The sequence below is a fragment of the Halomonas organivorans genome, assembly GCF_014192055.1.
In the GTDB taxonomy this organism is placed as follows: Bacteria; Pseudomonadota; Gammaproteobacteria; order Pseudomonadales; family Halomonadaceae; genus Halomonas; species Halomonas organivorans.
In genome coordinates this window covers 20,710-33,720 of the sequence record NZ_JACHXM010000010.1, presented here as the reverse complement: position 1 = coordinate 33,720, position 13,011 = coordinate 20,710, and the positions used below count along the sequence as shown (strand labels likewise).

Here is a 13,011-nt window from a genome sequence, read left to right as displayed (position 1 = left end):
TCCGCCCGGAAGAAGGCCGGAAACGGGCGACTGCCCGAGGGTACCTGGAATAAGAATGGTTATCAATGTACTGCTGTTGAGCCTCGATTCATCGCGATGACGATGGCTGTCGGACCGTCCCCGGACGGAGGCCGTGGCGACGGGACAGGGGCCCGGCGACAGGGTATGGTAGCCATCCCCGCTCGCCTGGCGGTGCATGAGGCCGTCGGGCGACGCCCCCTTGCGCTGTCATGGAGAGTCACGCATGTCGAGTACCAGTAGCTTCAGGGCCCTGGGACGCCTGTTGCGCTACGCCCGCGGGCACCGTCGTCATATCATTGCCGCCACCGTCTGTTCGATCATCAACAAGCTGTTCGATATTGCCCCGGAGATCCTCATCGGGGTGGCCATCGACGTGGTAGTCAACCAGGAGGACAGCTTCGTTGCCGGGCTCGGCTTCACCTCGGCGAAGGAGCAGATCCTGATCCTCGGGGTGCTGACCTTCTTCATCTGGGCCGGCGAGTCGCTGTTCGAGTACCTCTACCAGATCCTGTGGCGCAACCTGGCCCAGCGGTTGCAATCCGATCTGCGCCAGGACGCCTACGAGCACGTCCAGCGCCTGGACATGGGCTTCTTCGAATCGAAGAGTTCGGGGCAGCTGGTGGCGACCATGAACGACGACGTCAACCAGCTCGAGCGCTTCCTCGACGGCGGCGCCAATTCCATGATCCAGGTCGGGGTCACGGTGGTGGCGGTGGGCGCGGTGTTCTTCGTGCTCTCGCCGCTGATCGCGCTTTTGGCCTTCACGCCGATCCCGCTGATCGTGTGGGGGGCCTTCTACTTCCAGCGCAAGGCCGGGCCGCTGTACGCCGAGGTGCGCGAGCGGGTCGGCGAGCTCTCGAGCCGGCTGTCCAACAACCTGGCGGGCATCGCCACCATCAAGAGCTTCACCGCCGAGGCCCGCGAGGCCGAGCGCCTGCGTCAGGCAAGCGAAGCCTACGTGGCGGCCAATCGTCGGGCGATTCGCATCAGCTCGGCGTTCATCCCGGTGATTCGCATGGCGATCCTCACCGGCTTCCTGGCCACCTTCACGGTGGGCGGCATGATGGCGCTCAGGGGGGAGCTCAATGTCGGCGCCTACGGCGTGCTGGTATTCCTCACCCAGCGGCTGCTGTGGCCGCTGACCGGGCTGGCCCAGGTCATCGACCTGTTCGAGCGCGCCATGGCCAGCACCCGGCGCATCCTCGACCTGCTGGCCACGCCGATCCGGGTGCGCGACGACGCCGGCCGGGTGCTCGCCGCCCCGGTGCGCGGCGAGGTGCGCTTCGAGGACGTGGCCTTCCGCTATAGCGAGTCCGGTGCCGGGGTCGAGGGCATCGACCTGGCGGTGCCGGCGGGGCATACCCTGGCGCTGGTGGGCGCCACCGGCTCCGGCAAGTCGACGCTGATCAAGCTGCTGCTGCGCTTCGTCGAGCCGGCCGCGGGGCGGGTGACCGTCGATGGCCAGCCGCTTCACGAGGTCTCGCTGGCCTCGCTGCGCGGGGCGATCGGGCTGGTCAGCCAGGACGTCTACCTGTTCGAGGGCTCGATCCGCGACAACATCGCCTACGGCAGGCCCGACGCCGGGGAGGCCGAGATCATCGAAGCGGCACGCACCGCCGAGGCCTGGGACTTCATCCAGGCGCTGCCCGAGGGGCTCGACACCGCGGTGGGCGAGCGCGGCGTGCGGATGTCCGGCGGCCAGCGCCAACGGCTGTCGCTGGCCCGGGCGCTGCTCAAGGATCCGCCGATCCTGGTGCTCGACGAGGCCACCAGCGCGGTGGACAACGAGACCGAGGCGGCCATCCAGCGCTCGCTCAGGCGCATCGGTCACGGGCGCACGGTGATCATGATCGCCCACCGCCTCTCGACCATCGTGCATGCCGACGAGATCGCGGTGATCGAGGCGGGCCGGGTGGCCGAACGCGGCAGCCACCGCGAGCTGCTGGCCCGCGACGGGCGCTATGCCGCCCAGTGGCGAGTGCAGACCGGCGAGCTGGAGGCAGCGGACGCCACCTTCTAGCGGCTCCCGAGAGTTCGGCGCAGGACGGCCGGGCGGCAAGATGCAACGCACCAAACAACCGGCGGCCCGAGGGCCGCCGGTTTGCGTCGTCGTGGTGTAGTGGCGAAGCGTCGTAACGGCCGGCTCAGAAATCGTAGCTGAGGGTGGCCTTCACGCTGCGCTCGGCGCCGAAGTAGCAGTAGTTGAGGTCGTAGCAGGAGGCGACGTACTCCTTGTCGAGCAGGTTGCCGACGTTGAGTCGCGCCGAGACGCCGTCGAGGCCCACGCGGGACATGTCATAGCCGAGGGTGGCGTCGACCAGGGTGTAGTCCGGGACCTTCTCGGTGTTTTCCTCGTCGGCGTGGATGTCGGCGTGATAGCGCACGCCGAGCCCGGCATCCAGGCCCGCCAGGGCGCCGCGGTCGAAGGCGTAGTTGGCCCAGACGCTGGCCTGGTGACGCGGCACCTGGTTGGCGGCGTTGCCCTGGGTGTCGTCCTCGGTCTTGGCGTAGGTCACGTCGGTGAAGCTGTAGCCGGCCTGGAGACGCAGGTTGTCGGTCAGCTGGGTATGGGCCTCGAGCTCGACGCCCTGGGACTCGATCTCGCCCACCGCGCGGTAGAAGCTCTCGTTGGGGTCCTTGGTGGCGACGTTCTCCTGGGAGATGTGGAACAGCGCGAGGCTGTAGCGGTCCCGGGTGCCATTGGGCTGGAACTTCAGGCCCGTCTCGACCTGCTCGCCCTCGGTGGGCGCCAGCAGGTCGCCGTTCGCGTCGGCATAGGCATTGGGCGAGAAAGAGGTGGAGTAGCTGACGTAGGGCGAGACGCCGTTGTCGAAGCGATACAGCAGCCCGGCGCGGCCGCTGAGCTGGGTGTCGTCCAGTTCGCTGCGGGTGCCGGTGCCTTCGTTGGTGTTCTCGATGTCGACCCAGTCGTGGCGCAGGCCCAGCACCATGTGCCAGTTGCCGACGGCCATCTGATCCTGCAGGTAGACGCCGGTCTGGTTCAGGTCGCGCTGCTGGTCGTCGGTCTGGTAGATCGCGACGTCGCTGCCGTACTGCGGGTCTGTCACGTCGAGCAAGGCGGTGGTGCCGTAGTCCCAGAGCACGTCGTTCTCGCGCTGCTGGTAGTCGGCGCCGAACAGCAGGGTGTGGTCGACGGCGCCGGTGGTGAGCTCGGCCTGCAACTGGTTGTCGACGGTCCAGGCCTTGAGGTCCTCCTGGCCGCCGGAATAGTAGCGGATGAGGTCGGTATCGTTGGCCCAGCCGTAGGCGTAGACCTGGTTCATGGTGACGTCCGCGTTCAGGTAGCGGGCGTTCTGGCGAAAGGTCAGGGCGTCGTTGAGGCGATGCTCCAGCGCATAGCCGAACATCCGCTGCTCGCGCTCGAAGGCCTCGAAGTCCTCCTCGCCCTCGAAGAAGGTGTTGGAGAGCCGACGGCCGGCGTGATTCTTTATGGTGCCCTCGAACGGCAGGCCGGAGTGGTAGCCGCCCTCGGGATCCTTCTGCAGGTAGGCGTACAGCGTCAGGCTGGTGTCATCGGTGGCGTCCCAGGTGAGCGAGGGCGCCAGGGCGTAGCGCTGCTCCTCGACCGGGCCGAACTGGGTGTCGGCGCTGCGCGCCAGGCCGGTCAGCCGGTAGGCCAGGCGGCGCTCGTTGTCCAGCGGGCCGGTGAGATCGAAGGCGGCGCTCTTGTGGGCGTTGTTGCCGACGCCCAGGCGCAGCTGGCCCGAACGCTCGAACTCGGGGCGCTTGCTGGTCAGCGCCACCAGGCCGCCGGGGGAGGCGCGGCCATAGAGCACCGAGGCCGGCCCCTTGACCACCTCGATGCTGTCGAGGAAGTAGGGGTCGATGACCATCGAGCTGAACGAGCCCGCATCGCCCATCACCTTGAGGCCGTCGAGGAAGGTGTTGTTGATGCTGCCGTCGGAGAAGCCGCGCAGCACCAGATAGTCGTAGCGATTGGACGCACCGATCTGGTTGGTGAAGACGCCGGGGGTGTAGTCGGCGGCGCGCTGCACCGTTTCGGCGCCGCGCTCTTCCCACTCCTCGCGTTCGATGACCGAGATGGCCTGGGGCGTCTCGCTGAACGGTGTCTCCGTCTTGGTCGCCGCGGTGCCGGTGACGGTCAGGGTGGAGAGCTGTTCGGTGTCCTGGGCCTGGACCATGAGCGACGAGCCGGCAGCGGCGAGCGCTACCGCCAGTGCCAGGGGGCGTGGGGTCGGCATGAGGGGGATCCTGTGATGTGAATGGGTAACGCTAAGTAATGAGAATTATTGCTTTTTATGGGGCGGGTCGAGGTATGCGCCACGCTCACTCATCTATGCGTGATGCTCAGTTCGCGTGGCCGAGGGAACTCGGTGACACGCCGTAGCGGCGCCGGAAAGCGGTGGCGAAGTTGGTGGCGTGGCGGTAGCCGCAGAAGTGGGCGGCCTGCTGCACGCTGTAGCCGCGCTGGAGATAGTCGTGGGCGAGGCTGAGCCGGCAGTCGCGCAGGTAGTCGAAGACGCTGCGGCCGAAGGCCGCCCGGAACTTGCGCCGCAGGCTGGCGGGGCTCATGGCGGCCGCCTGGGCCAGGGTCTCCAGGCGATGCTCGGCGGCGGGGGTCTCCTCCAGGGTGGCACGAAGGCGCACCAGGCGCTGATATTCCCCCGGTGAAAGTCGTGCCGAGGGCGCGGGGTCATGCGCCAGGCTCGGTGGCAGGCCGTGGGCCAGCAGCTGCAGGCCGAGGCCTTCCAGCAACAGGCCCTGGGTGCGTTCGGGCAGCGGCGAGGCCAGGGCCTGTTCGAGCCCCTGGCGCAGCGGGGTGGGCAGCTGCCAGGCATGCATGCGCGAGCCCTCGTGGCCCGCAGGCGCCGCGCCCAGCTCGGCCAGGCGCGCCTCGCCGAGCCCCAGGGTCAGGGCACGGATGCGCTGCCCGGCGGGCTGGGTGGCCTGCAGGCCGTGGCGGGCATCGAGCTGCACGCTCAGCGCCGTGCCCGGCGTCAGGACCAGGCGGCGGTCCGCCAGGCGAACCTCGGCCCGGCCCTCCAGCATGACCACGATCGACAGCGGCGAGGGCGCCCGGGAGCGGGAGTCGTAGCGATGCAGCACCTCCACGTCGGAGGCCACCAGCTCCATGCCCTGGCCCAGGGCCATCTCGCGGACCTCGCCGCGCACCACCGGCTCCTCGGCCCTGGCGTGCAGCGCCGGCACCCGGTAATCGATGCCGTAACGCCGCCCGTAGGCCTGCAAGTCGCGGGCGGTATGCTGGCGTACCTGGGAAGCGATCGCGCTCAAGAGACCGCCTTTGCCGCTCGGGCATCGCCTCGGCATTCGAGCGGGCAGTTGCCGCAGTAGCCGAGCTCGTCGAGCAGGTAGCGGATGCAGCACAGCCGACGCACCCGACGCGGTGCCTCGGCGTCGCCGGACTCGAGATAGCGCACCGGACGATACAGCGGGTTGCGGCGCCCATCGGCCAGCTGGCGGCTGGCCATCAGGCGGTGGGCCTCGTCGGCGCCGTGGGGCGAGGCCATGGGATGGCTCGGCAGGGCGCCGGCGAAGTACTCGAAGTAGTTGCCGGCGTTGCTCCAGAACACCTTGGGTGAGGCCCCGGTGAGGGAGGCCAGGGCCTCGATCAGCGGCGTCAGGTGGCCATCGAGCAGGGTGGCGAAGCGAGACAGGCCGTCGAGCTCATCGAGCGGCCGGCCGGCGTGCAGCAGATGGAGCCCGGTAGTCTGGCCCTCCGACGACTGTGCGAGGTGCAGCTCGTCCAGCCCCAGCGGCAGGTCGCGTTCCAGCAGCAGGTTGGCGGCCAGGCCGTGGGCGCAGAGCGCGCTGAAATGCCACTTGGACCACAGCGAGGCCACGGCCCGGCGGTCGCCGTTGCCGTATTGGACGCCGAAGCGCTCGAGCAGCGCGGCCAGATAGGCGGGATCGAGCAGGTGGCGGGCGGGCACGCTGTCGGCCGCGGGCGTCGCCGCGACCTGCGGGGGTGGCAGGTGCTGCAGGGGGCCGATATAGAGCTGCGACAGCGCGAGAGTCATGGCACATCCACCGCCGAAGGAAACGTCGGTATCTTATATCAAATGGTAATCGTTATCAAAATGGCGGGCGGCGAAACGACAGCGCCCACCGAGTGGGTGGGCGCGGGGTGGGGCGAGAGCCCTCAGTTGTCGTATAGAGCCTAATAGTCCATGGACCAGGTCAGGGTATAGGTCCGACCGCGGCCCTGATAGTCGTAGAGGTATTCCGGGCCGTAATAGGGGGAGTAGAACATCGCGGCGCGCTGCCCCCAGACGGTGGAATACTCCTTGTCCAGCAGGTTGGCCACGCCGAGGCTGACTTCCCCGACCGGCAGGGCCTGGCGGAGGTTCAGGTCCAGGGTGGTGAAGCCGTCGATCTCGCGGTCGTTGTCGTCCTCCAGGTCGAAGGCGTGGTTGGCCTGCAGGCGCGCCGAGCGCTCGCCCTGGAGGTCCTGCCAGCCGAGGAAGGCGGTGGCGGAGGACAGCGAGGCGTAGCGGGCGTCACGCTTTTCCCATTCGCCGTCGGCGTTTTCCTGCTCGGAGCGTACCAGGTGCAGGGTCGCGCCGGCCTCGAGGCCGCTGTCGAAGTAGCGGGTCACGGCGCCCTCGAAGCCGTAGTCGCGCTTCTTCTCCTCGACCACGCTGACGCTGAGATCCTCGGCATTCTCCACGGCCTTGTCGGACCAGGCATAGTAGAGCGCCGCCTGGGTCATCCAGGCGCCGCTGTTGTAGCGCCAGCCCAGTTCGACCTGGTCGGTCTTGATGGCGGACAGCGGGTTCTGGTCGACGCTGACCTCGGCGCTCTTGCCGTAGTACTTGGCCGGGTCGGGCAGCTCGAAGCCCTGGCTGAACTGCAGCCAGTTCTGGTGGCCGTTGCCGTAGTCGTAGAGGACACCGGCGTTGATCAGGGTGGCGTCATAGTCGTTCTCGCCGCCGGGAATTCCCTGGAAGTCCTCGACCTCGACGTCCATGTGCTGGCGACGCACGCCGGCGGAGAGCTGCAGCCCCTCGGTGGCCTGCCATTCCCCCTGGGCGAAGGCCGAGATGCCGTCGACCCTGTAGCTGGGGTAGCGCGGCGTCACGCCGGCCTCTTCCTGCACCAGGCCGCCGCTGGCGTCGGAGACGGCCTTGTCGAAGGTCATCTGGGTGGCGTCGAATGACTCGCGGTCCAGATCCAGGCCGTAGGTCAGCGACAGGGTGTCGGTGAGGTCGGCATCGAACAGCGCCTTGAGGCCCGAGAGGTCGGTGTTCTGCCGGGAGGCGCGGAACTCCGATCCGCCGGCCACCGGATAGGGGAAGGCCTGGAAGCTGGCTTCTTCCTCGCGGTGGAAGGCCTGCAGGTAGAAATTCTGGCCGAGCAGGTCGGCATGGTGATACTGCAGGTTGACCATCTTGCGGTCGGTGGCCGGATCGCGGTCGGAGGCATAGCCGTCGCGGATCTCGGCGTCGTTCAGGTCGGGGCTGGCGGCGTCCAGGTTCGGGAAGTAGACCCCGCGATCCCCTTCGTAGCCGGAGCGGTACAGCTGGGCGCCGAACTGCAGGCTCTGTTGCTCGGTCAGCTGCACGTCCAGGCTGCCCATGACGTCGATGCTGCGATTGTCCTGCAGGTCGGTCTGGGCGATGTCGGGGAAGATTTCGTCGCCGCCGGCATCGAAGTGGCGGCCGTTGTCCTGGTAGGCCACGGCGAGGCGGCCGCGGACGGTCTCGTTGCCGCCGCTCATCGACTGGGCGAGGCGGTAGTCCAGGTCGTCGGCGCCGTTGAAGCCGGAGGTCATGCCGGCCTCGGTGGCCAGGTGGATGCCCTCTCGATCCCCTTTCTTGGTGATGATGTTGATCAGGCCGCCGGTGGCGCCTCCACCATAGAGGCTGCTGGCCCCCGAGAGCACCTCGACGCGCTCGATGTTGAAGGGGTCGATGGCATCGAACTGGCGCGACAGGCCCCGAGAACTGTTCAGCGACACGCCATCGATCAACACCTGTACGCTGCGCCCGCGCATGTTCTGGCCGTAGTTGGTGCGCCCCTGGGGCGCCAGGTCCAGGCCGGGCACCAGCTTGCCCAGGGCCGTCTTCAGGTCGGCACCGGTGCGCAGCTGCGTCTGCAGCTGCTGCTGGTCGACGACCCACACCGCCCCGGGAATGCGGCTGATCTCGGTGGGGGTGCGCGAGCCGACCACCACCATGGTGTCCTGAATGTCGGTCTCATTGGTGGCTTGGGCAGCGGCCTGGGCGAAGGTCGGGCCGGCTAGGGCGCCGGTCAGGGCCGCAACGCTGGCGGCCAGGTGACGTGGGTTCATGGGTTCCCTGAATCTTTCTGATAATGGATGTCAATTGCATGAAGAGCCGGCGAGTATAGCCAAATATGCAAAGAACAAGAAAGGTTCTTATTCGTAATCGAGGTCGATACGGGCCTGGGCCGCGACAGGCGGGGGCGTGCGACGAGATAGCCCGGGACACCTCAGGGCATGCATGGCAGCGAGGTCATCGCGCGGCGCCCAGCGGCTGTATTAGGCTGGGCAAGCTTCGCCATTCCCACACGGAGGCTATCCATGGCCAACGCACGGATCCTGCAGCAAGGCACCATCCACTGCTTTCCCGCCGGGCTGCGCGACGAGGCCGGCAAGATCGTCAACGCCGAGATCTCGGCCGTGCTCTACGACGGCGAGCGGCTGCTGCTGGCCAGCGACAAGCCGGTGCCCGGCAACGAGCGCTCCGCGGTGTTCGCCCTGCCGCTGACGCCCGAGGGCCCCGACGATACGCGGCTGGAATACTTCACCACCCAGCGTCTCCAGCAGGCGGTGAAGTACGAGGACTTCGCGCTGACCACCGACGGCCGCCACGTGCTGGCGGTGACCGGCTTCGACCGTATCGACGACGAGAGCCATGCGCTGAACGACTACAATCACCTGCTGATCTGGCCGCTGGGCGAGCCCGAAGCCGTGCAGGTGGTGGACCCCGACCCGCGCGACGGCGTGGAGGGCTCGCTGGAGCTGCGCCGCAAGCTCGACGCGGCCATCGGCTTTCCCTACTACAAGATCGAGGGGCTGGCCGCGGTGCCCGGCAACCGCGGCGATGGCCTGCTGCTGTTCGGCGTGCGCGAGCAGGGCAACGCCCACGACGACTTCGCGTACGTGAGCCGCGTGGTGGGGGCGCACTACCAGATCACCGACGGCGGCAACATCGAGTTCATCGACGCCCTGCGCGAGCACTTCAGCTTCGTGCCCCACGAGCAGGCCGGCGTGCGCTTCGAGTGCGGGCTCTCCAGCCTGGAATACGACCCTTACCACGCCCGGCTTTACCTACTGACCAGCTTCGAGGTCGAGGAGGGCGGCGAGGAACGCATCGGCGGCTACCTGTGGGAGATGAGCCTGGAGGAGTTCCGCGACGGCGAGATCCCGCGGCTGGTGACCACCCCCGAGGGCGCGCCGCTGGAGTTCGAGCACAAGGCCGAAGGCCTGGCGGTGCTCGACCGCGAGCGACTGTTCGTGGCCTACGACAACGACCGCAACCTCAAGCTCGGCAGCGTCGACGAACGCGACGAGCGCCACGCCTGCGAAGCGCCCTATACCATTCTGGAGATGGGCTGACCCGGTCGGATCGCCATGCCGCTGGCATGGCAGGTCTGCAGCCCCCAGGTTGGGCTCCGACCTGTAGGAGCTCAGTTTCACTGAGCGATGGCGCCGATTGGCGCCTCTGGGAATGCCACTTTCCCTAGCCTGGAAAAATGATGCCGCTGGCCTCGGCCGGCGGCTTTCGCTATCATACGCAACCGCTGATACGGGCCTATAGCTCAGTTGGTTAGAGCAGGGGACTCATAATCCCTTGGTCGCTGGTTCGAGTCCAGCTGGGCCCACCAATTAAATCAGTGTCTTACGAATTTTACCTGGTGAGTCCCATAGTCCAAGGGTACAGTTTCGGTACAGTGCCGATCCTTCAGCCCCCTGGAGACTTTCATGGCCACCATCGTTAAGACCCCTGCCGGTAGCTGGAAAGCCGTCATCCGCAAGACCGGCTGGCCCACCACCGCCAAGACCTTCCGCACCAAACGAGACGCCCAGGACTGGGCACGCCGCACCGAAGACGAAATGGTGCGCGGTGTCTATATCCAGCGCAGCGCTTCGGAGCGCATGACGCTCGAAGCAGCCCTCAAGCGCTACCTGGCCGACGTCACACCCACCAAGAAACCCAGCACCCAAAAGAGCGAGCGCCACAAGGCCAGCACGCTGATCGAGCACTTGGGCAAGTACTCCCTCGCGGCCCTGACGCCGGAGCTGATTGCCAACTTCCGTGACACCCGCCTGAACAGTATTGGCCATCGTGGCCAGCCTATCAGCGCCAATACCGTGCGCCTGGAGCTCGCCTTGCTCGGCCATCTCTACACCGTGGCCATCCAGGAATGGGGTCTGGGCCTGTCCTACAACCCCGTCCAAAACATCCGCAAACCCAGCCCTGGAGAAGGGCGCGACCGGCGCCTGAGCGCCGACGAGGAGAAGCGCCTGTTCGCCGTGCTACGGCAGCACAGCAATCCCATGTTGGCCTGGATCGCCAGAATCGCCCTGGAGACGGGCATGCGCTCCTCAGAGATCCTGACCCTCACTCGCTCCCAGGTCGACGTGAAACGCCGCGTGGTGCGCCTCACAGACACCAAGAACAACGAAGCCCGCCTGGTGCCGCTGACTCAGGCCGCCACCGAGGTGTTCAAGCAGGCGCTGAACAACCCGGTGCGCCCGCTCGATTGTGATCTGGTGTTCTTTGGCGAGCCTGGAAAGGATGGAAAGCGCGGCCCCTACGCCTACACCAAGCTCTGGAACCAGGCCAAGAAGCAGGCCAGGCTCGATGACTTCCGCTTCCATGACCTGCGCCATGAGGCCGTCAGCCGGCTGGTAGAGGCCGGGCTGTCTGACCAGGAGGTCGCCGCGATCAGTGGCCACAAGTCGATGCAGATGCTGAGGCGGTATACCCATCTCAGGGCAGAGGATTTGGTGAAGAAGCTGGATGGTCTGCGTGAAAGTTTTATTTAACTGTTTGATCTGTTCTAGCCAGTTGGAGACAAAGACAGGAAAGTCCTGAGTAAAATCAGAACAAACATGCGAGCTCGAGATGGTGATGATCACTTTAGTGCTCATATTGTAACATGAGACGATATTAAGCAAGGTGGTGGTTATGGATAAAGAAAAGCTGGAAAAGTATTTATATGAAAATGTCGCTAGTGTGTTTTGGTCAGCTGTGCTTCTTATAGGTGGTGTGATTTTTGTAATTTATTACGCTCTTATAGGATACATGCCGGATTTTGATTTAAAGTCTTCGGTAACTATAACGGCGGCAGCTTCGGTCACTTCAATTGTGATCATCATAATGATGCTGATTATGATGATTTTTGCTGGGTCGTTCTGGAGAGGGGTGTGGGAGTTCTTGGGGGATAATTCAGAACTTAAAAGGTACTGGCTAGAGGGTAGTGCTAGTTCTGGTTTTCGTAACCTGTTGATTTGGTTTTCTATTCCCCTGTTTACTGTTTATGTCAGTTTAGGGTTAAGCCTTTTTTTAGGGAATTGGTGTTGGATGTTAACCCTGGGTCTTGTTGCGTTGATGTATTTATTCTATCTATGCCTTTATAGTGGCTTTGGTGTGGTCAAGGGAGGTAAAGAGTTTGTTTTCTTAGTGGCTGCGACATTCTGCTCTGCTGTTTTTATCTTTTTTCCACTGTATCTGGTTTTTAGGCTGTCAGTCGTTGAGTTTGAAAGCATTAGTGATAGGTCATGGTTTTTGGGTTTTTTGTCAGCGATGTTTATTGTTTTTATAAATACTGCATCCGCTTCACCTCAGGGGGCTTCCTCTCCATACGCAAAAGAGTTTGTTCTAGGTCTTATGGCTATTGTTATGATATTCATATCCTTTGGGAGATTCGATAGGATTCCGTATGGTGTGATGGGAATATATAAATTTGGAAATATAGAAGCTTCTGAGTTGGTTCTTAAGAAGGAGGGGTGCGAGCTTTTTAAGTCGCTTGAAATCAATGTGTTAGATAAAGATGGTGGTCTTTGTGTGGTTAAAGATGTGCTCATTCTCTCTAGGTTAGGGCGAGAAGCTTACTTGGAAGTCGACAGAGATCATTTAGAGTCATTAAAGCTGACACTATCGTCGTCATCTATTGCATCTTGGACTCTTCATGAGAGTCAAGGCGATGAAAGCTGATGTTTGTATTTATTATTGTTAATGAGTTGTAAGCAAAGGCGGTTGGCTTTCTTGGGTTTGTATGTAGTATGTTGTAGTAGTATACAACATACTACATCGATTGGAGGGTGATCATCCCTCAGTGACGCATAGGAAAAATTTAGCGGCTAAAGTTTCTTCTGCCTTTCTGGTGTGACCTCAGTGGTGCGCATACTCAATGCCATCCTCTCCTGCCTAGCATTCCTCATGCTGGACATGTTTTCCCATATGCATATGTGCCTGAAGGATTGTGGTTATAAAAAGTGCTCCTCAAGTGTCAGTGAAATAAAATGCATTGACCAAGTCTCGTGCATAAGGTGATCGACTCAAGCTGTTTGTTGACACTTGAGGGGCAGGGTCGCTTTGGTTGTTGTTCGAGTTTTATATGCGGGATTGGTGGTTCTTTTTTTAACTGAGGTGCTGATGGAAAAGTATAGATAAACTTTTAAGTTGGCGTATAGCTATACTTTTTTAACAACAAAATCAAAGTGTTGAAAGTTTTTTCAAGATGGCGTAAATATTGAAAGTGAAGTCTTGCTTTGCGTTATCTTGAGGTGTTTATGACAACCGAAGAACAGTTGCTTGAACGTTATGGACCACTGCTCTCCCTGACCGATTTATCGGAATTATTGAAGCGTAGTCCCGATGGTCTCCGAATATCTTTGCAGAGCCAGTCAGAGTTTGCAGTGAAATGGAATGCCGCCAAAAGGAAGGTTGGAAGGCGTGTCTATTTCCGTGCAACCGACGTTGCAGGGCTGATTGATGAAGCCTGAGCGGTTAGAGC

At 63.1% G+C, this 13,011-nt stretch carries 9 protein-coding genes and 1 tRNA gene; 6 read left to right on the top strand and 4 right to left on the bottom strand.

The window, feature by feature from the left end:
- The first annotated feature begins 244 nt into the window (after window positions 1–244).
- Complete coding sequence (locus FHR96_RS11780) at window positions 245–2,041, top strand: ABC transporter ATP-binding protein (RefSeq protein ID WP_183387883.1); 1,797 nt, start codon at window positions 245–247, stop codon at window positions 2,039–2,041.
- Window positions 2,042–2,165: 124 nt separating this feature from the next.
- Here the strand turns inward: FHR96_RS11780 and FHR96_RS11775 are convergent, their stop codons facing one another.
- The 4 genes from FHR96_RS11775 to FHR96_RS11760 all read right to left on the bottom strand — a co-directional run bounded on the left by FHR96_RS11775 (window position 2,166) and on the right by FHR96_RS11760 (window position 8,314).
- Window positions 2,166–4,244 carry a TonB-dependent siderophore receptor gene (locus FHR96_RS11775; RefSeq protein ID WP_183387882.1) on the bottom strand — a complete coding sequence of 693 codons (2,079 nt, stop codon included), beginning with the start codon at window positions 4,242–4,244 and terminating at the stop codon, window positions 2,166–2,168.
- Window positions 4,245–4,350: 106 nt separating this feature from the next.
- The gene (locus FHR96_RS11770) at window positions 4,351–5,295 is read right to left on the bottom strand and encodes a helix-turn-helix transcriptional regulator (RefSeq protein WP_246392910.1); all 945 of its coding nucleotides are present in this window, start codon (window positions 5,293–5,295) and stop codon (window positions 4,351–4,353) included.
- Complete coding sequence (gene fhuF, locus FHR96_RS11765; RefSeq protein WP_183387880.1) at window positions 5,292–6,041, bottom strand: siderophore-iron reductase FhuF; 750 nt, start codon at window positions 6,039–6,041, stop codon at window positions 5,292–5,294. The genes FHR96_RS11770 and fhuF overlap by 4 nt, the downstream gene beginning before the upstream one ends.
- Window positions 6,042–6,181: 140 nt before the next feature.
- A complete protein-coding gene (locus FHR96_RS11760; protein ID WP_183387879.1) occupies window positions 6,182–8,314 on the bottom strand; it encodes a TonB-dependent receptor in 2,133 nt (710 codons plus the stop codon).
- A gap of 252 nt (window positions 8,315–8,566) precedes the next feature.
- On the opposite strand from FHR96_RS11760, the gene FHR96_RS11755 reads away from it, so the two are divergent.
- The 5 genes from FHR96_RS11755 to FHR96_RS11735 all read left to right on the top strand — a co-directional run bounded on the left by FHR96_RS11755 (window position 8,567) and on the right by FHR96_RS11735 (window position 13,000).
- Window positions 8,567–9,604, top strand: a complete 1,038-nt coding sequence (locus FHR96_RS11755) for a hypothetical protein (protein WP_183387878.1) — start codon at window positions 8,567–8,569, stop codon at window positions 9,602–9,604.
- Window positions 9,605–9,796: 192 nt separating this feature from the next.
- Window positions 9,797–9,873, top strand: a tRNA-Ile gene (locus FHR96_RS11750).
- Window positions 9,874–9,970: 97 nt separating this feature from the next.
- Entirely contained in the window at window positions 9,971–11,038 is a 1,068-nt protein-coding gene (locus FHR96_RS11745) for a tyrosine-type recombinase/integrase (RefSeq protein WP_183387877.1), read from the top strand.
- A gap of 142 nt (window positions 11,039–11,180) precedes the next feature.
- Complete coding sequence (locus tag FHR96_RS11740) at window positions 11,181–12,209, top strand: hypothetical protein (RefSeq protein WP_183387876.1); 1,029 nt, start codon at window positions 11,181–11,183, stop codon at window positions 12,207–12,209.
- Between the two features lie 578 nt (window positions 12,210–12,787).
- The gene (locus FHR96_RS11735; protein ID WP_016416860.1) at window positions 12,788–13,000 is read left to right on the top strand and encodes a hypothetical protein; all 213 of its coding nucleotides are present in this window, start codon (window positions 12,788–12,790) and stop codon (window positions 12,998–13,000) included.
- Window positions 13,001–13,011: the final 11 nt, after the last annotated feature.

Coding starts and splice junctions, on each gene's coding strand:
- FHR96_RS11780 (WP_183387883.1), top strand. CDS start 245: ATGTCGAGTACCAGTAGCTTCAGGGCCCTGGGACGCCTGTTGCGCTAC.
- FHR96_RS11775 (WP_183387882.1), bottom strand. CDS start 4,244: ATGCCGACCCCACGCCCCCTGGCACTGGCGGTAGCGCTCGCCGCTGCC.
- fhuF (WP_183387880.1), bottom strand. CDS start 6,041: ATGACTCTCGCGCTGTCGCAGCTCTATATCGGCCCCCTGCAGCACCTG.
- FHR96_RS11760 (WP_183387879.1), bottom strand. CDS start 8,314: ATGAACCCACGTCACCTGGCCGCCAGCGTTGCGGCCCTGACCGGCGCC.
- FHR96_RS11755 (WP_183387878.1), top strand. CDS start 8,567: ATGGCCAACGCACGGATCCTGCAGCAAGGCACCATCCACTGCTTTCCC.
- FHR96_RS11745 (WP_183387877.1), top strand. CDS start 9,971: ATGGCCACCATCGTTAAGACCCCTGCCGGTAGCTGGAAAGCCGTCATC.
- FHR96_RS11740 (WP_183387876.1), top strand. CDS start 11,181: ATGGATAAAGAAAAGCTGGAAAAGTATTTATATGAAAATGTCGCTAGT.
- FHR96_RS11735 (WP_016416860.1), top strand. CDS start 12,788: ATGACAACCGAAGAACAGTTGCTTGAACGTTATGGACCACTGCTCTCC.